The 23,280-nt window shown below is 70.3% G+C and carries 8 protein-coding genes; all 8 read left to right on the top strand.

From position 1 onward, the window contains the following. The first annotated feature begins 979 nt into the window (after nt 1–979). Nucleotides 980–16,489: a hypothetical protein gene (locus NN2_RS37955; RefSeq protein ID WP_218022083.1), complete on the top strand. Its 15,510-nt coding sequence runs from the start codon at nt 980–982 to the stop codon at nt 16,487–16,489. Between the two features lie 100 nt (nt 16,490–16,589). Next, nucleotides 16,590–18,206, top strand: coding sequence for a hypothetical protein (locus NN2_RS32155; RefSeq protein WP_082857432.1), 1,617 nt, complete (start codon nt 16,590–16,592; stop codon nt 18,204–18,206). Nucleotides 18,207–18,402: 196 nt separating this feature from the next. Then, nucleotides 18,403–20,352: a hypothetical protein gene (locus tag NN2_RS37515; protein WP_063018651.1), complete on the top strand. Its 1,950-nt coding sequence runs from the start codon at nt 18,403–18,405 to the stop codon at nt 20,350–20,352. Next, nucleotides 20,349–21,161 carry an ESX secretion-associated protein EspG gene (locus NN2_RS32165; protein WP_063018653.1) on the top strand — a complete coding sequence of 271 codons (813 nt, stop codon included), beginning with the start codon at nt 20,349–20,351 and terminating at the stop codon, nt 21,159–21,161. Before NN2_RS37515 ends, NN2_RS32165 begins: the two co-directional genes overlap by 4 nt. Before the next feature lie 47 nt (nt 21,162–21,208). Continuing rightward, on the top strand, nt 21,209–21,529 hold the full coding sequence (locus NN2_RS32170) for a hypothetical protein (RefSeq protein ID WP_063018659.1): 321 nt from the start codon (nt 21,209–21,211) through the stop codon (nt 21,527–21,529). Continuing rightward, nucleotides 21,523–21,909 (top strand): YbaB/EbfC family nucleoid-associated protein, encoded by a 387-nt coding sequence (locus NN2_RS32175; protein WP_231953388.1) that lies wholly within the window; start codon nt 21,523–21,525, stop codon nt 21,907–21,909. The genes NN2_RS32170 and NN2_RS32175 overlap by 7 nt, the downstream gene beginning before the upstream one ends. Nucleotides 21,910–22,033: 124 nt before the next feature. Continuing rightward, a complete protein-coding gene (locus NN2_RS32180; RefSeq protein WP_030513423.1) occupies nt 22,034–22,348 on the top strand; it encodes a type VII secretion target in 315 nt (104 codons plus the stop codon). Then, nucleotides 22,345–23,280: hypothetical protein (locus tag NN2_RS32185; protein ID WP_156511533.1), on the top strand; the 936-nt coding region annotated here is incomplete at its 3' end. The genes NN2_RS32180 and NN2_RS32185, both read left to right, overlap by 4 nt.

Below are 23,280 nucleotides of genomic sequence, written 5' to 3' on the forward strand. Positions count from 1 at the left end.
GACCCGGCCCGGCGCGAGCGAGGGCGAACGGGTCACCGCCAAACCGGACCGCGCGGACACCGCCCAGCCGCGAGACCGCGCCGGTGCCGGCCCGCGCACGGACCAACCACGCGGGTCCGAACCGACACGCGCGAGCGAACGTCCCGAAAACACTCGCACCCCAAGCAAATCCGATCAACCCACCGCGCAACGGCCGGACCGACCGGCGTCCCGCGACGAGGTACGCGCACCCGAACGTCAGCCCGCGCCACTGCGGGATCTGGACGGCGCCGGAACGCGTGACGAGGCCACGAGCGATGAGGCAGGAACTCGTGGCAAGGCCGGAACCGGAGACGACACCGCGAGGCGCGACGAAGCCACAACTGGTGACGACACCGCGAGGCGCGACGAAGGAACCGCGGGTGACGAGCCGGGGGCGCGTCGTGCCGACGAACCGGAGTCCAACGAACCGGATGCGGCGCAAGTCGATCGGCCCGCGCGTGCCGAGGATTCGCCGGAGCAGTCGGCCGAGCCCGCGCGCGGAGACGGCCGAGATCCGGGCGATTCGACCGAGCCCGCGCAACGGGAGTCCGAGCGGCGCGATGCCGACACGTCGACCCCGCGCGATACGGACGAGACGGTCCAACGCGACCCCGAGCGGCGCGATGCCGGCACCTCCACCCCGCGCGATCGGGACGAGACGGGCCGGCGGGACCCCGAGCAGCGTGACACCGACGCGTCTGCCCCGCGCGATTCCGACAGCACCGAGCCGCCCGTCAGTGAGCATGCCGGCCCGAGGGATGCCGAGCATGCCGGTCCGCGTGATTCGGACGGTGCCCGCCCGCTGGACGACCGCGCGCCTACCCGCGATTCCGACAGGGCTGTACCGGGGGCCGACGAGTCCGTTTCCTCCCGGGACGCCGACTCGGCGGTTCACGCCGATGCCGCCGCACCCCGCGACGCGGATTCGGGCGTCTCGAACCATCCGGACGAGCCGGGTGTGCGGCACGACCGGGCCGACGATGCGGGTACGCCGCGCGACGACACCGGCGATCCGGCGCGAGACCCGTCGCATCCGGACGAGGCCCGATCCGAACACGATGCCGCGCAGGACAAATCGAATGCGGAACCGGGTGGACCACGACGGCGCCCCGCCGCCGACGCGAACCACGACGGTACGGTGCGCAAACCGGTTCACGAGGCGGGCGAGGACGGCACCCGGCACGACCGCGACGAGACGAGCGATGACCGGCCCGAAGACCAGCTGGTGCCGGGCGCCCCGCCCATGCCGGCGCCGGTCGGCGACCATCAGCCGGCGCGTTCCGCGCGGAGCGAGCAGACCGATCACACCGGGGCTCCGGAGGCGGCGAAACCGGCGACTTCGCGGCCGGAGTCGACCCGCGGCCGCTGTGCCGAATTGGCGCTGAAGCTGATTCGCGATCTCACCGGCAGCAAGACGATCCGGCTGCCCGAGCGCGCCGTCGGACCGGAAGGGATGACCGCCGCGGAGGTTCAGGCGGACGCCGGTGGCCGGATGGTGAAGGTCGGCGACCACGATGCGATCGCCCGGCGGCTCTCGCGGATGCGCAAGGGGGCGTCGGCACTGGTGGTCGACGGTTATCACGCCGGTCCCGGTCGCCGAGTAGTCGGTGCGCACGCCTACGTCATGGTCCACGAGGGTGGCGGGCGGATCGTGGTGCGCGATCCGAGTACGGGGGTGGTGACCGACCACCCGGCGAGCGTGCCTTCGGATCTGCACGACACCCACATGATTCTGTTCGACCACCGCGGGCGTCCCATCCACCCGCTCACTCCGGAACATCGGGAAGCCCTTGCGCGGCAGCAGGACCCGTCTGCCGTGCGCATCCGGCAGGCGCTCGACGACAATGTCGGCCGGGTGCACGAACTGCTGCTCCGAACACCCACCGGCAGAAGGATTCTCGGCGAACTCACCGATCGCCGCTATCGCGAGCACATCGATCAGGGGTCGCACAGCGACGGCAGATCCGGATCGTTCCGGCGCCGCGACATCACGGCGGTCCTGTACGCCGAGGGACGCGGCCAGATCGCTCAGGCACTCACCCTCGCACACGAGAGCGTGCACGCCGAGCGGTATCTCAACGGCGAATCCCCCGCCGATCGCCCCCTCGAGCTGTCGCGCGACGACTATGTGCGCGAGATGGTGCACGAGGAGGCGATGGCCTCCGGACGCCGCTTCCAGCTGGCGGCGGAGTTGCGTGAACTCGGCTACGACATCGCCGAACACCCCGCCGAGGTCGCCTACCGCCATGCCTACGAGCGCGCGCTGCGCGGACTCGAGGGCCCGGGAGCGCACGAGATCGCACATGAGGTGGCGGTCGACCATCTGCGCAACTACCTCGAGCACGTCCCGCCGAACGACAGTGGCCGAACCTACGCCGATCATTACCGCGATATCTGGGATCGCGCGCACGACGGCGCCCGCACTCCGACCGATCAGAGCATCCGCTACGTGCCCGACGATCCGGTGGTACGCGACCGCATCCGCTCGGCCGCACTCGAGCGGCATATCGCCACCGTGCGGTTGAACGAGCATGCGCAGGAACTAGCCCACGTCGCCGACCGGGTGGCCGATCGCATCCCCTACGACCCGACGATGCGCCGGGATATGGTACAGCACTTGATCTCCGATCAGCTGCGCACTGTCGAGCGCGAACTCGGCCGCGATGGGCTGCCACCGGAGCGCCGCGCCGAGTTGCGTCGGCTGGCCCACGATCTGCGACGGATGTCGGATCTGGTCGATCGGCATCACAACGCGCTGGCCGAGGTCGACCGGCTGCGGGCTACCGCCGCCGCGGACGTCGCGCGCCGGCTGCTCGGTGACATGATCGCCGATGCCCCGGGCGCCGAAGTGTTCGGTGACCACTTCGCGGTGATTCCCGGTGAACCGGAACGGATCATGGTCGCCGCGGGGCCCGGCGATCACGAGCGGGTCATGCGGGCGGCGCCGCCCGAGATCGTGGAGCGCGTGGCCCGCCCGGGTGTCGAGCCCGAATACCTGACCGTCGACACCCGCCACAACGGCGAGATCCGCTATGAGCGGGCCGACCAACCGGGGCCCGCCCGGGAAGAACCGGCCGAACCCGTCGAGCCGCAGGACCTCGCGGCGCGGGCTTCCGAGGCGATCGTCACCGAGCTGGAACGCACACTGGCCGATGTGCCGGTGGGCGCCTGGGCGGTCGACACGCTGCACGCCCGGGGCGTGACCATCGAACACGACTCCGGGGGTGGTCATCGGTACGAGCCCGCCCGCAACCGGCTCACCCTCGATATCGGCGGCACCGACGGCGAGCAGATGGCCGCTATGGTCCACGCCGCCATTCATGCCCAGCGGGCGCACGAGCGCAGTGCCGCCGACGGTGTGCTCGACCGCGATCGGATGTCGCGCGAGGAATACGTCGACCATATGGTGGACGAGGAAACCGACGCGCACGCAATGGAATTCAACGCGCTCGCACAGTTGCGCGATGCGGGCCACGACATCGCGACCAGTCCGCTGGAGCGGATCTACCGCGACGCGTTCACCGCGGCGCGCGAACGGGCGGCCGCGCGCGACGACCTGCCGGGCGATGCGACGGCGCGGGCCGCCGAACTGGACCGGATCGCGAACCAGGCCGGTGTCGACGCCATCCGCCCGGCAATGGGTGATCATGCGCCCGACGGCGGCGCGAGTTACGCGCGCGGTTACGGCGAGGCGTGGGATTCCGCGCATCCGCCCCGGGACGAGTCGACCGACGGGCAGTCCGCTCGTCCGGCAGCCGGGCCACCCGATCCGGGCGGATCGACCTACATCAATACCTACGGCGGCGATACCGCCTACGGCATCAAGGGGTGGGTCGACGAGCACGGCGTGCTCCACTACGAGGTGAACGTCGGTCCGGACACGCCGTCCGGGCGGGAGATGTTCCGGGATCTGATGAACGAGCTCGGCGACCGGGTCGAAGCGATCCAGGACGAGTGGTACGACGGCGGGGCGCTGACCGACAATCTGGACAGTTTCAACGCGGGAGTGCAAGACGGCTTCACGCCGGAAGAATCGGCGCGCCGGACGTTCACCGGCAAGCTCGCCGAAGAGCTGGGCTATACCGAGGTCACCTTCGGCGATCCGGAGCTGCCGGGCGATTCCGGTCTCGACGGCCGACTGGGCGAGAACACCGGCGTCACAGTGCTTTTCCGGCGCCCCGAAGGGTTCGATGGCGCACCGCACGTGGACAGTCCCGAGTTGCCCGACGGTGCCGGTGGTGCGGGTCGTCCACCCGGCGAGCCGCCCACGCCGGGCGCGGCCCCGGGCGAGCCGCCGCGGCGGGGCGAGGTCGTCGTGGCCGTCGACGGTGAGCATGTGCGGTTGCGGCTGGTCGCCGACGGCGGCGGTCGGTGGCGGGTCGAATCCGTCGAGCCGGTCGGCGAAGGTGAGCACACGCCGGGCGGTGAGGTCGAACCGGCGAAGCCGGGGCGGCTGCGTTCGCTGTGGCAGCGGTTCACCGGCGGGTACGAGGGGCACTATCCGAAATATCCGTCGGGCAGTGGTCAGGACGGCAAATATCAGACCGAGATGACCGAGGATTTCGGGCATCTGTTCGACATCCACGCGCTCGAGACCCTCGGTGACCACGACATCAGCATCAATTACGCGCGGTTGCTGAAGGAGTCGTTCACGCTCTGGATCAACCGGGAACACGCACCGCTGCTGAACCACCTCACCGCTCGCATGGATCTGCAAGCGGGCGAACATATTCCGATGCGCACCCGCGACGGGCGGGAGTACGCGTACTGGAACGAGGACGCGGACCCGGCTGAGGTCGCGGCGATGCACAAGTATCTGCGCGATATCGGGCTGGGCCACCTGGTCGATGAATCACAGCCCCATGACCTGCCCGGCCATCCCGCGCCTCAGCACGGCGAAGCCGAAGCGCCACACGGTAATCCAGCCGACGAGTTGCGGGCCGCCGCCGATCGACTGGGCATCGACCTGACCGATATCAGCCCGGAGACGCTGCGCCGCGCACTCGATACCGCCGAATACCAGAATCTGCGCCGGGCCGCCGTCATCGAGGCCCTGCGCGACGCCGCGCACCGCTACAACGCCGAACACGCCGATATCCCGTACCGGCCGCAGTCGATCACCGACCACAATCCGCTCGGCCGATTTCTCAAGGAAGTGGTCATCGCCCAGGGTGACGATCCCGGCCTGCTGAACTGGCGCGGCGTGAACAACGGCGCCGAATCCGGCCGCGACTTCGATGTGCTGAACGTCGAAAACCCCGACGAGCGTATCGAATACGACCCCGAGGACGAGTCGGGCCGCGACCAGGGCCTGCGGACCTATTTCGAGAATGCGCTGCGGCGCGACCAGATCCGCGACGAGCGGGCGACCTGGGCGGATCTGCTCGCGGCCGAACTGTCCCGGCTCGAACCGGACCAGCTCGACCGCGCATTGAACGACCTGCGTGACGGAGCGCACGAACGTGCGGGGGAGATCCGCGATTTCGCAGACCGGGTGGCGGAGTTCCGGGAACGCTTCCCCGCCAATGATATTCGCGAGCTGCCGCCGCAGCGTCCGGGTGAGCCGGGCCGGCTGGTGGTCCTGGATGTGCACGGCGACCACGAACAGACGCTCGCCGGGGCCCTCGATCGCCATCCCGGGCTCGCCGCCCGCCTCAACAACGGTGAGGTGCGGGCGGAGAAGTGGACGGTCGTCGTCGACGCGAACAACCAGGCGCACGTCCGCCACGTCGGCGATATCGAGGGCCGGGCGATCTCGGTGGACGTCGAGGGCCGGCATCTGGACGGACTGCTGGTCCGCGACGCCGACGGCACCTGGCACGTCACCCAGCCGCCCGCCGAGCCGGACCCGGTCGCGCCGCAGGCCCGCACACCGGAGCAGATACGTTCCGTCCGAGACGATCTCGCGCGCGAGCTCGGCCTGGACCCCGAACAGATCACACCCGAACTGATCGAACACGAGTTGCGCGCCAACGACCTGCGCGCACTGCAGATCGAGGCGCTGCTGGACCACGCGCGCACCAGCGACGCCATCGAGTCCTTCCACGATCTGGCCAATGCGCGCGACCGGCTCGCGCAGACCACCGGCATCGACGATGCGCAACACGCGACGCCGGAGCGGGTCGCCGAGTCGATCGCCGATCGCGGCACCCGCAACGCGCTGCGCAAACAGCAGGTCGAGCAGCTGGTCAAGTACTACGACAAGCTGGCGAGCTATCTGAAGGGGCGGGGTGAGGATCCGGCGCATCTGGTCGAGGCCCGCGACGATCTCGTGCGCGCGCTGGGCGGCGAACCGGAGGACGTATTCCCGAAGAAGTACTCGAAGGAACTCGACTATCAGCGCAATCCACAGGGCATCGATCCCGGCGAGCTGACCTCGCTGATCCGCGGCCGGCTCCGCGACCCCGGCACCGGTGCGGCGCTGACCGATTTCATCCGGACCCTCGCGGACACGGATCCGTTCACGAACGGTCTGCGTTTCGATCCCGCGACCGACCCGCGGGTTTTCGACGGTGAAGTGCCGATGCACGATCCGGACGCGTTGACCCACCTGCGGGAGATCATCGGTGACGGGCAGCGGCTGTTCGGCACACCCGACCCGGATCGGCCGGTCGCGTCCGGATCGCGGCCGAATCGCGATTGGGCCCGGCTGCTCGGCCACGACCTCACCGATGCCACTCCGGAGCAGTACGTGCGGGCCTACGAGGCCTATCGGGACGGCAAGATCGAAAAGCACGAGCGGCTGACTCCGGCGCAGCGGGAGCAGGTGCACCGCGAACTGCGCGAGGAGTTGCGACAGCGGGCCGCCGATCTGAAGGCGCTGGCGGAACTGAACGATCGCTATCACCAGGCGGTCGCCGATCTGCCGGAGAACCGGCAGGCGACCATCGATCGGCTCAGCCGGGAATGGGCGGCTGCCTGGACCGAGCGCGAACGGGCCCGCAGCTATATCGAGGCCCATGCCTACGAACTCCGCGTCACGCCGGAGGAGTTGCTGTCCGACGACCTGAAAAACGGCTCGGCCCTGCACGATCTGTTCGGCGAACTGGGGTCGCGCACCGTCCGGGGCGAGAATCTCGCCGACTACCGGAGGCGGTTCGAGGAATTCAGCCGCCGGCACGACGCGCTGTTCGAGGCGACGCGCAAATTCCACGACAACGACGTGCGGGTGGCGGATCTGGACGCCGAACTGCGCGCGGCCGTGGCACGCGATGTGGAGCTGTCCGAAGGCGAGGAGGGCGACGACGGCGCGGCGGCTACCCCGCCGCAGGGACCGCCGTCGAAGCCGCCCAGCTCACCGGAGGAGGGTGCACCGCCGCCGGAGCCCGGAGGCGGGGACCCCGATGGAGCCTCTTCGCAGACACCCGGCGGCCGCGACGCGGGCGAGTCCGCCTCCACGCCCTCGGAACCACCGCGTCCGGGCGACAACGACGGCCCCGCAGCCGATTCCGGTGCCACCGCACCGCGCATCGAGTCCCCCACCGAATGGGGCATGCGCATGCGCGCGGAGAATGCGAGCTGGGACGCGCGGATGGCGGCCCGGCATGCCATCCGCATGCGCGAACTCGCCGACGAGATGGTCGCTCGCGATCCGGACGGTCCCGAAGGTCCCACAACCTGGGCCGCTCGGATGCGCGCCGATCAAGCGGAATGGGAGGCCCGGCAAGCCGCCCAGCACGCCGACTGGCTGTGGAAGATCGTCGGCGACCACCGCGGACCCACCGAACCGACACCATCGCCTGCCGGAACACACGAGCCGAAACCCGCTGCGCCCGAACCGGAATCGCCGACCGCCTCACCGAAACAGGACGGCGTCACCGGGACCTCGGAGCCGGGGCGGGAGAGCGCACCTGGCGACCCGGCCACGGATCCGGCGAACCGAGTCGAAAAGCCGCTGCGACAGCCGCGCTCGGGTGCTGATGCACCGGAAACAGGACCCGACGCGGAGAACGCCGAGCCCGGGGCCGAGAACCGCGAGCAGCGGCCGGAGACGGGGCAGACGAAACAGCAGGCAGGGCCGGCACCCGAATCGCAGCAGACGCCGGGGAGCGGAGAACCGCGGGAGGGGGCGTCGAGAGTCGAGGGAGCGCAGCCGGATCCGATCGACGCCGCGCTTGCTCGACAGGACGCGGCACATGCCGAATTGCGCAGGATCGCAAGAGAACTCGGCCTTCCCGACCACGGCAACGCGCGTGATCTGGAGGCCGCGATCCAGCGCCGGATCGAGGACGAGTCGGCCGAAAATCAGGCCAGGATCGCGCGCAACGATCTGCGCCCGGACCAGTGGGCCGCCGCCCGCGACCGCGCCCAGCAGCGGTTGAACGAGCTGTACGGCCTGCGCCGCGAGATGATGCGCGCCGCCCGGGATTACCAGGCCGCCCGGATCGAGGAACGGCAGCTGCGTGCCGCGAATCCCCAGAGCGCGCAGGCTCCCGGCGAACGGGCGTCCGCCGACGGTCGCCGCCCCGCCGCACGCGGTGATCAAGGTTCCGCCCAGCGCGGCGACCGGAACAGTCCCGGTGCTGCGGTGCCTGGTGCAAGGCCTGGTGAGCAGCCGGCTGCTGGTGCGGAGGGTTCTGTCGCGAGGCCTGCTGACCAGTCGGCAGCCGGCGCTCAGGGTTCTGGTGCGAAGGCTGGTGAGCAGCCGGCGGCCGGCGAGGAGCGTCCCGCCGCGAAACCCGCAGAACAACTGCCGTCCGGTGACGAGGGCTCCGCCGGCGAACCCGGTGGCGACGAGCCGGGTGCCGATTCCGGTGGTGGGGACGACGGCACGGGTGGGTCACCCGCGAAGCCGGGCGGTGACCGGCCCGGCGGTGCCGCGCCGCGCGCCCAGGCGGAACCCGGCGCGCAACCGGCACCCGATGCCGCCGGTGGCGGGATCGATGGTGGCGCCGGCGGTAAGCCCCCGACGAATGGAGGTTCGGACGACGGCAGCCCGCTGCGGGAAGGGGATGACGGATCCGAAAACTCCCAGGTACAACGGGATTCGAGCACCGTGGCGCTCCCGCGCCGGCCCGAGCCGCCCGGCGCCGAACGGTCCACGCGCGAGACATGGCATCAGGACGGCCCACAGCGGGAGCACCGTCCGGTGACGCGTGCCTTGCGAAAGGCGCTGCGGGATCTGAAGGATGCCGGTACCACGCGAGTGCGCGCCTGGACGCGAATGACCGCGCGCGCTCACGATCTGGGCCTGCGGCCGGACGAGATACGGCGCGAGATCCTGCGCGAGACGATCGCCCGCACCGCCGATGCCGCCGACACCGTGCCGGCGGTTCGAAACGAATTGCGCGATCTGATCGGCGATCTCGACCGCGGCGCACCGCGGCTGGAGGTGGACCGCCGCGCCGCGCGCCTGGGTGTGCCGCTGCCGTCCGACCATCAGGTCGCCGACGCGATCCGCGACCGATTGGCACCGCCGGCCCAGCGGCGTGCCGAACTGTCCATCGAACTCGGCGATCGCCGCACCGTCGATCTGCCCCGGCTGGAGCGGCTCGCCCGCGAGTTCGGCGTCGATCCGGAGGGGCTGTCGCGGCCGGAACTGCAACGTGCGGTCCGGGATGCCGTGAACAACCATCGCGGCACCATCTCCGAGCGGCAGCGGCGCGCGACCGTCGAGCTGGTGGACCGCTACCGCACGGCGTCGGCGAACGAATCCGCCCGCCGGGCCGCTGCCCAGCATGCCGCCGAACGCGAAATGCTGCAGTTGCGAGCTGGTTTCGATGATCGTGGCCCGCGAATCTCCGGAGTCTCCTACCGTCGCTTCCGGTTCGACGCCCCCAATCACATGCGAGTGGACGGCGCCCCCGGCGAGCGCGGCCGGTGGGTCGGGGTCGGATCGGGCCGTGATCCCGAGCTCCGGTTGCCCGCGCGGGAGCGGATCCGGCATGCGGCCGAGGGGTTCGACGCCGTCTACTACCGGCTCGAGCTGGACCACAACGGCCGCATCTGGGTGAGCGAGCACCATCCGGCATCGACGGAACCCGTTGCCGCGCGGCCGGATCCGGTGCGTCGCCCCGGAGACTGGATCGCCGGCGGCGACGAGCACGAACACGAGCCGGGCACCCGGGCGCTGCGCAGACAGCTGCGCGACCTCGGCGCGGAACTGGATCGCCGCAACGATCAGGTGGACAAGAACTTCGCCAAGATCGTCCGGCTCGCCGAACATCTGGGTATCGACGACGCCTGGCGGATGCGGCCGCGCGAGCTGGCCGCAGCGGTGCGCGATCTGATCGTCCAGCGCCGGGCCCGCGCCGACGAACTGTGGAATCGCGCGGATATCCCACGGGCCGACCTGCAGAAGTTCTTCGAGGACCGCCGCGCCGAGGAGGCGCGGGCCGAGGAGACCGAATCGCTCGGTAAGGCCCTGCTGGGGCTGTTGCGGGTGCACGACCAGACGTTGGTCGCCGCCCGCGACCGGGTGGCGGCCGACGCCGCGCTACTCGCGGCACGCGACGTCCTGGCCGGTCACGAGGGCCTTCCGCTGGGCGCCGACGGGCGGCCCGTGGGCCCGGCGAATCCGAAACCGGAAGTGGCGCGGCTGGTTCCGGGCCGCGACGGCGCACCGGACCGGCTCGTGGTGGTGGCGCCAGGCGCGAATCCGGATCATGTGCTCTACCCCGCTGTCCGCCGCGCGTTGCTCGGCGACGACGGCCAATTCGTGTTCCAGCAGGTTCGCGTCGACGCCGACGGACACGTTCGGCTCAGCGACATGCAACGGCCCCCAACGGAACTCGACGGAGCCACGCACCGCCCCGCCGAACTCGAGCAGCCGCGCCGAGCCGGAACCGAGCCGCACGCGCCGGGATCCGGCGAGCCGCACGCGGACGGGCCTCGTCCGGCGGACAACCCCGAGCCGGCGGCGGATCCGCAGGCGGCACTCGACGCGAAGGTGCGCGAACGTGCCCATGTGGCAGCCGATCTCGAGTTCTGGCGCAGTAAGGTCGACCATCGCGCCGACCCGTTCGGGGATGTGGATCTGAGCCGCAACCGCTGGTCGGAGACGTTGCGTCAGTTGCGCGCAGACACCGGGCGCTACGTCAGCGACAGCGCGGGCCCGGACAGTCTCGACGTCGCGCGGCACGAGCAGCTCAATCCGGAACAGGAGCGGGAGCAGACCGACCACGTCGACAAGCTGGCCGAGGCGCTGGACCGGCTGTTCCATTTCGAGGACCGGCTCGACGCCATCGACCGCGAGATCCACGACCTGGAACAACAGGGTGCCCGCCACGACGCGTCGCAGGCCGAAGCGGTCCGCGACGAACTGGGCCGGGTGGCCGACGAGCACCGGGCCGCGGTCCAGCGGGCGAAACCGTTGCGGCGCATCAGGAATGAGCTGTCCCGGCTCCTCGACGACCCCGCGCAGCGCACCCCCGAGAACCTGCGCCGGCTCGCCGATGCCGAGGAAGCGGTGGAGCGCGCCGAACACGAGATCGACCGCTTCAACGACGAGCGGGTCGCTCTCACGGGTGCGTGGCCCGATGCCGTCGCCGACCACTGGCGGGCCGCGGTGGGTACGGACGAGACGCCGACGGTGCGCCGGATCAGCGAGAACGTGTGGGTGGACCACGGTCGTGCGCCCGACGAGGACGGAACCGGCGGCCGCCCGGCCCGTTTCATCGTCGTCGCCGGTCGCGCCGCATTCGACCATCCGGACGTCCCGTTCCGCACCGACGATCCGGACGGACCGCGACGGCCGGCCGACGATCGATTCGACGCTCCGCTGCTGGATGCGCTGGCACAGCATCCCGATCTGGCCGCGCTGCTGAAGGATCCGGCCACCACCATCGATCGGCTGTCGGTCACCGGTGAGCTGGCCGGCGGCGATCGCGACGGCGCCGGTCAGATCCGCGCGCGGATCGAGACCATGGCGCCGGTGGAGATCGAGCGCACGGGGCTGCCCGCGCACGGCCGCCTCGGCCGAGACGCGCTGCCGTTCGCGGGCGACACGATGGTGCGCTGGCGCGGCGCGGACGGACACTGGCACGACACCCGGGAGGGCCAGGCCCGCGGTTTCCGCGCCTACCAGCCGGAACTGCCGCGCGGCACGAAACTGGACAAATACTGGCAGAAGGAAGTCGACGGCTGGCGGCTGCCGCCCAAGGGGTGGGCGGCGTTCGGCGGTACGGACAACTCCCGCATCCCGTATCGGCAGCGTGAGGAGAAGATGCCGGACGGGTTCAGCGGCACCCTGGGCGCCGAACCGTTCCAGAACATGGTGGAGCCGTTGGTACTTCGGCTCCTGACCGATCACTGGCCGGAGCTGAGCTACGAGCAGATCCTGACGCTGAGCGAAGCCGGCCGCGCCGAATTGTGGTGGCATCAGGGACCGGGGCCGAAACCGGAGCCGCCGCCGGGCTGGGACGAGGAAGCCCATCACGGCATGCCGCTCGACGGCGCGCTGTACACCATCGGAAAGCGGTGGGTGCAGCTCTACGACATGGCGCGCAAGCACCCGTGGGTGCTGGGTCCGCTGCAGCGCCGGCCGGAGATCGGGGAGTGGGTGCGCGGGCACACCACCTGGCTGCCCGACGGCGCCTTCGATCCGGACCATCCGGTGCTGCGCAAGATCCCCGTGGTGCGCTCGTTCCGTGGCTGGAAGGGCTGGCGTGCCGGGCCGCGGATCGATCTGCAGCCGCCGCATCGGCCCTGGTCGGCCGCCGATCACGTGCCGCCGCGCGATCGGGTGGAGTGGTCCACGCCGCGCCAGGACCGCGACGTCGCGCGCTGGGATGCGGTGCAGCGCTGGGCGGATCGGGTGATCGGTGAATTCGCCGACGACACCGGCAATGCCGATGTGCACCGGATCGTCGACCTGCTGACCTGGGCCCGCGATCCGCTGCTGGACCCCGCCGACCCCGGCGGCGCCCGGCGGGAGACGCTGAACCTGGCACGGCATCCGGACGGCACTGCGCTCACCCGCGTGGAACTGACCGAGCGCATCCAGTTGGTCAAGGACCACCTCATGCGCAACGAGATGTGGGTGCGCGACCACGCCGACCCGACCGGCAGGATGGTCAAGAAGACCTACGACCGGCTCCCGCATGTGGCCGACGCCTGGCTGCGGCTCACCGGCGAGGGTGACGGCGACGGCCGGACCACGCCGTACAACGAAGATCTGTTGCTGCTCGACGACGCCTACGTCGAAGCCAGGTACCTCGCCGACCACGACGACGCCACCTGGCACGACGCCGACCTGGAAGCGGCTCGGTACGGCTACGACTGGGACACCAACCGGCGCCGCCTGAGCGGACATCTCGTGATCCGTGACGGGGTGCCGGTCCATCCGGACGAATTGCCGCCCGATGCGCCCGAGCACGACGGCGACAAGACCCTGCGGATGTCGCGGATTCCGTATGCGGTCGACGCGCCCGCGCCCGACCCCTCGTGGCTTTCGCCGCGTGAACGCCGCGCCGCCGAGATCCTCGCCGAAACCGGTGCGCGGCAACGCTTCCCCGGATTGCCCCGCAACCCGGTCGAGGCTCTGAAGGAGGTGGCGGCACGCGAGGCGGGGCCGCTGCGTGCCCTGCCCGCCCCCGGTGCGCGCGACCCGCTGCTGGATCTGCTGCTGCGTGCGGGCCGCGTGGAACAGCTCGCCGATGCCGGCCCGGGTGAGCACTTCGTCTGGGCGGAACGCCTCGGCGAACCCGAAGCTGCGGTGGAGCCGAGGCAACTGCCCGATACGCTGCGGCGGATGCGCGGCGATCTCACCCGCCGGCTGGACGACCTCGGCGCGGCCGGGCCCGACGAACAGGCCGCTGAGGGGAATCGGGCTCGGCCGGCATCCGGCGACGGGCCGCTGCGACAGCCCGGGCCGATGGAGCCACACGAATTGACCTCGGGCCGAACCGAAGTCGAGCGGCTGGCGACCGAACGTGCCCGTCTCGCCGGCGACCTGGGCCGGTTGCGCGCCGAACGGGACGCCGCCACCGGCAGCGAGCGGGAGCGCGCCGCACGAGCCTACGAGGAGGTACGCACCCGGGTCTTCGCCCTCACCGAGCGAATCACCGATGCGGCCGGACCCGATTTCCTCGCGGGGCAGGGCGCGCGGCCGGTGACGAACCGGGTCGGAATCATCGAGGGCGACCATCCGATCGTGATCGTGGTCGGCCTGCGCTCCGACGGTTCCGGCGGGTCTCCGCACCGTGCCGAACTCGATGCCGCCGTCGACGCTCATCCGGAACTGGCACAGGCTCTGGCCCATCCGGACGCGGAGATCCGCTACATCCGCCTGACCGTGGATTCCCAGGGCCGAGCCTTCGTCGCCGCCTTGGAAGCACCGCCCCAGGCCCCTCGTCCGCAGCAGCCGGGCTCCGAATCCACGCCGCCTGGTGCCGGCGGTGAGATCAGGACCGGGCTTGTCGAGCCACGCGGTGCCGACGGTGTGGTCGGCGGCGAGCATCGGGAGCTCGGTGCTGCCGACGGTGTTCTCGACGAAGCGGAGGGTCGGCCGAATGCGGACGACACCGAGGCCGGTAAGCCGGGAACCGACGAAGCTCCGGAAGGCAGTCGGAGCACGCCGGGGCGTGCCGACGACGGTGGAGAGCGGCCGGTGGCTCCGGTGCGTCCCGGCATCCCTTCGGAAGGTGAAGGGAGCGAATCGAATACGGCGCGCGGGTCGTCGGGCGATGCCGACGCCGGGGAATCCGGAGAGAAGGGAGAATCCCGAGGGGACCGGGCCGAGGAACCGCGGACCACGCAACCGCACGGGGGTGGTCGGCGCGCGTCCGGCTCGGACGGAGACGGAACGGATTCGGAGTCCGGAGACCGAACGGGTATCGGCCGGCGGGCGGGGCAGCAGCCGCCGGACGGTGGTGAGCCCGATCGTGCGGGCGCGAACCCGCGTGCTCGCGATCCACGCAAGCCCTACATCACGCCGGTCCCACACGTCCCGCACAACGCCGAATTCGACTGGCCGGATTACACACCGAAGCGCATCGACGTCAACCTTCCGCCCACCCCGATTCCGACCCCGCCGCCGCACGAGCCGCCGCCGCATCAGCCCCCGCCGCATCAGCCGCCGCGAAAGCCCGGCCCGGGACAGCCCGGCGTAGGCCATCACGACCCATGCGGTGGCCACCACGACCATCACGGTCACGACCCCGATCACCACGGCGATCACCGAGGGCACGGCCACGGGCATGATCACGGTCACCACGGTCACCACGGCCACGACGGAAATGATCACGACCATGGCGGCCCCGACCACGGTGGCCACGAGCACGGCGGCCACGGTCATGACCGTCACCACGGCGGCCACGGCGATCACGACCACGGTGGCCACGGCCATGACCATCATCACGGCGGCCACGGCCACAATGGGGATCACGACCACGGTGGCCACGAGCACGGCGGCGACGGTCATGACCACCACCACAGTGGCCACGGCCATCACGGGGGTCACGACCACGGTGGCCACGAGCGTGGTGACCACCATCATCACGCCCACGACCACCAGCATCTGCCGGGGTCGCAGGCTCAGCCGAACATCCCGGTACCGCCATGGCTTTCGGACGCAGGCGCCCCGGGCAATGCCGCCCCGCAACCGTTCCCGCTGCCGGGCGCGGGTATCGAGCGGAACGTGAACCCAGCCGGAGCCGGGCTCAACCCATTCGGCGATCCGCTGGGCGCGATTCCTCACATGCCTGAACCTGCTGTCCCACAGCAGCTTCCGCCGCAGCCGGCCCCTGAACCGCGGGTATCCGACGGTCCACACGCAGCGATCCCGCCGGATCATGGCGTCGGGCAGGGGCCTGGCGGTGCCGACCGGTACGGGGCCGGGTACGGCAATGGGAACGGCCACGGCACCGGATACGACCCGGGAGCCGGATACGGGAACGCCCACGATCGGCAATTCTCGGTCGGTCGCCCGTTCTCCCTCGGTGATCCGGCAATGGGCGCAGCGGGAAACCTTGGGGTACAACCGGTTCCGGCAGAGCAACCGCAGAACAACTTCCCGCAGAACGGCTTCCCACCGTTCGCCCCACCGATGCCGCAGGGCAACAACCCGGCCTCCGCCTCCACTCCGGCACGTCACCCCGCGCACCCGCCCGGCTCGCCGACTCCCGCTGCGCCCCGCATCCTGGTACAGGAGTTCAACGGTCACCGTTGCGCGGAGGTCGATCCGCTCACCGGATCGCTGCACGAGGCCGCCGAGCCGATGGGTCCGTTCAGCGGGGTGTACGGCGATCTCGACGGCGTGGAGTTCGTCTTCTTCCGCACCGACGATCGGCTCTTCCTGCGCGTCGCCGGCCAGTTGATCGATGCCGACGATCTGGCGGTGATCGTGCACTGGCAGCGTGCCGGCCGCCGGCATACCGACTTCACCGTGACCCGAGCGGGACTGGCGGTGTGCACGGTGCGCTATCGCCGGCGCAAACCGGAACTCGACCTCGGCTTGTGGATCCGCGATGTGCTCGACAATCCCGCACGCCGAACGCAGATCTTCGCCGCAGTCCGGGGTGTGCGGTGAAAAGCGCAGCACCGCACACTGTTACCGAGCATCGCACCGATGAGGATGTCCGCAGCCGGCCGCGCCGGACGGTGGACGCGAACGAGGAGAACACCGCGACGTGACCCGCCCCGATGACCACACCCCGGACCCGCAGGACACCACACCGGTGCCGGCCCGACCGGACAGCGCACCCGCGGCCGCCGCGCCGGATCCCGCACTCGACGACCGGGCCGATCTTCCATCGCACGACACCGCGGGTTCCGCCGCCGAGGACGAGCCGGACGTAGGCTTCACTCTCGGCGGCGGAATGCCCGAATCCATCGCGACGGCAGTCGATCCGGAGGCGCGCGCCAGGGAATTGGCGCACGGGATCGCGCGCGAACTGGCGGCGGTCGCGCCCGAGGGGTGGCACGAGCTGACGGCCGTGTTCGCCCTCACGGTGGTGGTCGGCGGCGGCGAGGTCGTCTTCACCGACGACCAGGACCGCGTGCTGCGTGCCGATCCGCCCGAGTCGGTCCTGGAGTTGGTGCGCGAGCACCGCGACCTGTCCGCGGCCTTCGACAGCGGTCCCTGGTGGCGCCTGTTCGTCCGATTGGACCGGGCCGGACATCTGCAGGTCGACTACGACTACGGTGACGAACCGTTCCCCGACGATCAACTGCTGGCGCCGGAGGCGTATCTGGCCGACCTGCAGGCATATCCGCGCGATCGGGTGCCGGTCTGGCTGGGCGCCTACATCGGGCACGGCGACCGGCAGTCCCGCCCGCCGACCGTCGCGGCCCGGCAGGCGCGCGCCGATCGAGCCGAGGGTGTGGTTCCCGTGCTGTCGGACGACGACTTTCCCGAGCTGCCCACGCTGTGGAGCCGGTGGGCGGTGATGGCGGCCGCTTTCGTCGCCGCCGGATCGCAGTGGGGCCCGCGCGTGTTGCCGTCGCTGGGCTGGTTCGAGGGCGCCCGGCGCGGCGGCAGCACGCTGTATCTCCTGCCCGGCGGCCGTGCCGTGCTCTCCGGCGGGGTGTGGGAGGCGCCGGCGCTCGATGCCGCCTACAACGGCGGTGCACCGCTGCCGCGGCTGTATGCCGGCGCACCGGAATGGGTGTCGAATTCGGTGCTCAATCCGCGCTTCGGCGACGGGCTGCTGTCGTTCTGCTACTGGTGGGAGAACGGGCGGTGGTATCGCGGTGAGTCGCCCTCGGCCGATCACCTCAGCGACGCGCTGCCGGGTGTGTGGACCTCGGCCACCGTCGCGCAGGTGATCCGCGGCTTGATCGACGGCGAGGCCGACGACGAATTGCGCTCCGCGGTGGACACTCTGGTCGCCGCGGCCGAGGCCGATGTGGTCACCCGAGAAACCCTCGTCGCCGTCTTCGGCGACGACGGCGGCTTCGATATCGACGGCGCATTCAACCAGCTCACCTTGGCCGGTGCGACGCCGACGGGCCCGGCGCCGCTGCCGCGGGCCGAGGCGCTCGAGCGGGTGCGTGGTCACATCGGCGAGGCCGGGATCGATACCGACGGATATCCGCTGGATCGACTGCACGCGGACCGGATCTCGGTGGGCTGGATAGTGTACGTGCCCGCCGAACCCGACGAGGTGGCGATCGGGCGGGCCGTGTTCTACGTCGCCGACGACGGTGTGCTGGAACAGTCCTCGTCCTCGATCGCGCCGTCGGTATACGTCGAGGGTTTCGAACAGCGGTTCCGGGAGCGGCGCGGCGCATTGCGGGCGGGGTGACACTCGCCGCCGGTGTTTCACCCCGCGTTCAACCGCCGTTGCCGCCGGTGTTGCTCGCAGGTCGCAGGCTGTTCGAAAGATGATGTGGGACTTGCTATTCGGCATATCGGCGCGGGCGGGGGACGACCTGCGGACGGTATCGCCGACGGGGTGAACGCGCAGCTTCCGCTGCTACCGAATTCGAGGAGCACGATCGATGGCGCCCGATCCGACTACGCCCGTCGCTACGGGCAATCCGTGGCCGGCGTTGAGTGACTATACGAAGAACCACACCTCCGGCAACGATGCGCTGAAATTCGAGCCGGACGTGGCCCTGGAGGTGGCCGCGGCCGCGGAGAACACGATCGCCGCGCTGAAGACGTTGCAGCTCTACACCGACGATCTCACCGCCGGTTCGCCGGTCTCGAATCTCGCGTCGGGCACCGCGCTGGGCAAGAAGTTCGGTACCGAGGCCACCGATCTGAAGACGGTCTTCGAGGACCACAAGACGATCCTCGGCCAGATGATCGACACCTTCATCGCGGCCGGCAAGGCCTACGGGAAGATGGACGGCTTCAACTCCGCGCTACTGGACAATGTCAGCGGCAAACCGGACTACATGTGGGACGCCGACGGCTTGGACCCGATGGGCGACCCGCCGAAAGTGCCTGCCACCAACGACGATCTGAAGAATCCCGTCAACGCGATGGACAACAAGGCGGGACTGCAGTCGTTCCAGTCCTCGACCATCAGCCCCGAAGCGCCGGACTACATGAGCTGGTACGACCTGTTCCAGGTCGGCAACTACATCCGGGTCAACAAGGTGGCCGAGAACCTCGCCAACCACGCGGGCACCTGGTGGTGGATGGCGACCGAGGTGAACAAGGTCTACTCGGATCTGCTCAACAAGATCGACTCGGTGACCGTCGACAAGTGGAGCGGACCGGGTAAGGAGACCGCGGTCGCGGCGGTGCAGGCCTACGGCAAGAGCATCCCGGGGCTGTCCACCGCGATCAGGGGCACCGGCGATCTGCTCGTCTACACCTCGGGGTGGCTGAACGAGACCCAGTACAGCATGCCGCCGAACAACGATGCCGACGCGAAGACGCAACAGCAGTGGATTCAAACGGTGCGCGAGAGTTTCCGGCGTACCTATGTCTTCGGGATGAACCAGTCCTCGTCGCATGTTCCGGTACTGCCCGCGGCCGCGGCGGCATTCGGCCAGATTCCGGCCAATCCGTACGACCCGACGGGCCAGAACCCACCGGGCAGTCAGAACCCGCCCGGCAGCCAGAATCCGCCCGGAAGTCAGAACCCGCCCGGCAGCCAGAATCCTCCGGGGGGCGCGACCCCGCCCGGCGGCGCGACCCCGCCGGGCGGTACGACTCCGGGCGGCTCACCCAACGACGCACAGGCCAAGGCCGCGCAGGAGGCCGCGGCCCGGCAGCAGCGCGAGGCCTTGGCGCAGCAGCAGAAACAGGCCGCGGAATACGAGAAGCAGCAGAAGGAAGCCCAGCAGCAGCAACAGAAGGAACAGCAACAGCAACAGAAGCAGCAGGAACAACTGCAGAAGCAACAGGAGCAGCAGCAGGCGGCCGTACAGCAACAGCAGGAACAGCAGCAGGTCATGTCCGCTGTCCAGCAACTGATGTCGGCCGCGCAGCAGGGTGCGCAGCAGCTGATGCAGGCGTTCCAGCAGGTCGCCCAGACCCTGACGCAGCAACAGCAGCAGGACGCGCTGGCCAAGGCCGGGCTGGGCGATATTCCGGGACTGGGCATTCCGGGTATGGACGGCTCGGATCCGCTGTCCGCCCTCGCGGGCGCCGGAGGCGGTGCGGGTGGCGGCGGTGGCGGTGTGCCCGGCGGCGGTGCCGGGCTGCCGGGGTTACCCGCGCTCAATCGCGATCTGGCGCAGGCCTCCAAGTTGTTCCCGCGGGCGAGCATGCTCAGCACGGCGTTGAGCGCCACCACCGTCGACTCCGCGACCGGCCGCGCCGGCGCCGCGCCGATGGCGGGCACTCCCGGTTCGCCGGGTGCGGCCGGGGCGGGCGCGCAGAACCAGCAGGGCAAGGAGCACAAGCGGCCCGCCTATCTGGATTCGGTCGAGCATCTCGAGGACGCGCTCGGCGATGCGCCCGTGGTCGTGAAGCCGGTCGTCGAGAAATGAACCGCAGCTGGAGCTTCACCGATCTCGAATTCGTCGTCATGTGGCGGCATTTCGGTGACGAGGGGCCACCGCGTCCGTTCGTCTACACCACCGACATTCCGCTGGAGGACGACTTCCAGCGCGAATGCACGCGCTTGCGCGACCGGATGCTGGCCCGGCCCGACCACACCCTGTTCGACGCGGTGCGCGACTGCACCCGGCCCGATCTCGCCGTCCTGGTCACGGGATTCGACGGCCACGACCCGCATCGCGGCGAGGGAGCGGTCCGGCTACTGGCCGCCCGGCGAGAGGATCGCGGCTACCTGCTCACCCAGCTGCCCGGGCGCACCCTGTTGCACGCCGGTGGATTCACCATGGTGCAGTGCGATCCGCTGCGGCTGGCCGATATGGTCGCGGATGCGCTGCCACAGGTCGAGGCCGGTGGCTCCGGGCACATTCTGTTACCGCCCGATCCGGAATCGGCGGCCGGCGTCACCGAAGCGCACTACGTATCGGCCGACAGTGCGGGCGGTGCCCCGCAACTCTGGGACAGCTACGACGAGCCCGACGACGCCGCCGGACAGCGCTTTCTCGATATCGTCCCGGAGCGTTCCGGCTCCATCGAAATAGCCCAGGGCGTATCGCGTTTCGGCCCGAGGGGTCGTACCGTCCGGCAACTGGACTGGCGCGACCTGTCCGGCGACGGCCGCTACGTGATCCAGGCGGGCCCGCCGCGCACCGCCGCCGGAGTGGACCGGCAGGGACTGATCGCCGCGATCAACGCCGAGATCATCACCGTCGTCCGCGCGATCAAGGACGAGCGCGTCTGACCGGCCGGCGCCACCGTGCCCGATTCCGACCGACAACGAGGAGCATGATGTCCACCGCGACAACGCGATCGGGTTCGATCGCGGTAGAGACGACCGAACAGGGCCTGCCGCTGCGGATTTCGATCGAGGCGAGCGAATTACGCCGCGAACCTGCCGAATTGGCCGCCGAACTGCTCCGGCTGTGCTCACGCGCGGCCGATCGGGCCGGACTCGCACGGCGGCGCCAACTCGCCGAGGCCGGGCTGGGCAGCGACCTGCTCGCCTTGACCGGACTGCCCACGGCGGAGCAGGTCGAACGGCAGGAATTGATCGACGAGCAGGAGTACGACACGGAACCGCAGAGCTGGCTGAGGTCGGTGGAGTGGTAGGCCACGACGCCGGAGACGACGCGACCGAAGGGGAGCCGATGGCGAATATGCCTGATCTGTCCGGTGTTTCGGTGATGGACGAGCTGGTCGCCCGCACGGAGCGGCAACTGGAACGCATGCGCGATCTGGGTGACCGGATGGCGGGGGTGCGGGCCCGCGAAACCTCACCGGACGGCGCCGTCACGGTGGAGGTCGACGGTAACGGCGCATTACTCGATCTCGTTTTCTCACCGTTGGTGAATCGGCTCACCCCAGCGGAGTTCGAGCAGGTGGTAGTGTCCACCGCGCGCAGCGCCGCCGCCCGTGCGTTCGCGCAACGCGGTGATCTGATCGCCGCATTCAACGAGGAGAACGGCGCCGGTACGCGCGAGATTCACTGACGCGTAACGCGTTCTTAAGCTGCGCGCGTGCCAATCTACGTCGACGCCTGTTGCAATTGCTCGGTAGATGTTCGATCCGCCGGTTACGCGAGCGCGAATCGGCTTACCGGGCAGGGGCTTTCAGATGGGCGAGTTGGTAGCAGTACCGGAGGCGATCCGTCGCTACGGGGACACGGCGGCCGCTATGGCCACCGAAACACTCTCCGCGGGCACGGTGAACCAGGCGGTGGCCATCGCCGCGGCCGTTCCGGTCTTCGGTTTGATCGGTCAGGACTTTCTCGCGACATACGCGCTGGCGCAGGCGAATCACCTGAGTTCGGTGGTCGAGCTGGCGACGGTGCACGCCGGTACCGCGGTGACCGCGCATCAGAGTGCCGCCACCTACGCGACGACCGACCAGGACAACGCCGACCTGCTCGGCGGAATCGGCCGCGCGTGATGGAACCGGGCCTGGACCGGTCGATCGTCGACCTGTTGCGCCAGAGCGCGATGGGGTCGATCGTGGACCGTCCGGTCAACGACGTACTGCGGGAGATGGGGCTGCCGGGCCTGCCGCAGCTGCCGCCGGCGCCACCGCTGCCGCAGCTGCCGCCGCTGCCGGTGCTCGACCTGCACGCGCTGACCAAACCGATCACGGATCTGGCCAGCAGTTTCGGCACCGGCAAACTCGGCGCCGGCCCGGGCGCGGACCCGACGCAGGTGCTCTCCCAGATCTCGGCCGTGCTGCAGACCGTCGTGCAATTGGGCACCACGGCGATGCAGACGGCGATGTCGCTGTGGCAGGGCGCGGGCGCGCTGTCGGCGGCGGCCAAATCGACCCAGGCGGCCGCCGACGGTACCGCGGTGGCGGGCCAGGGCGCGCAGATGTCGCTGGGCACGACCGCCGCGGCCGGCAGCGTATTCACCGGAAACGCGCTGATGACGGGCATCACCTCGAAGTACCTGACCTCGCTGGCGGCGGCCGCGCCGTTCATCGTGACCCCGCCGGGGCAGGTGTTCGTGCTGGCGATGTCGGCGCAGACACTGGCCGAGGCGCTCGCCGTGGTCACCAAGACGCGGGTCGAGCTGACCGCGCACAGCGCGAAGATGGCGCACACCGGCCAGAAGGTCAAGATCACCAATGTGCCGCACGGGGTGTCGAATGTCGCCGCGCAGCGGGTCGCGGTGCCGCAGGCTTCGCTGAAGTCCGTGGCCGGCACCACGTCCCGGCTCAGCGCCACACCGTCCGGTATGTCGCTCGCGACCAACGCGTCGAGCTCGAGTAGCGCGGCGGGCAATGCGACGCAATACGTTTCGCAGGCGCTACAGATGGTGCAGTCGTTGTCGGCCGTCGGCGGCGCGGGCGCGCAGGCGGCCACGGGCGTCACCGGC

The sequence above is a fragment of the Nocardia nova NBRC 15556 genome (genome assembly GCF_001613005.1).
GTDB lineage: Bacteria > Actinomycetota > Actinomycetes > Mycobacteriales > Mycobacteriaceae > Nocardia > Nocardia nova.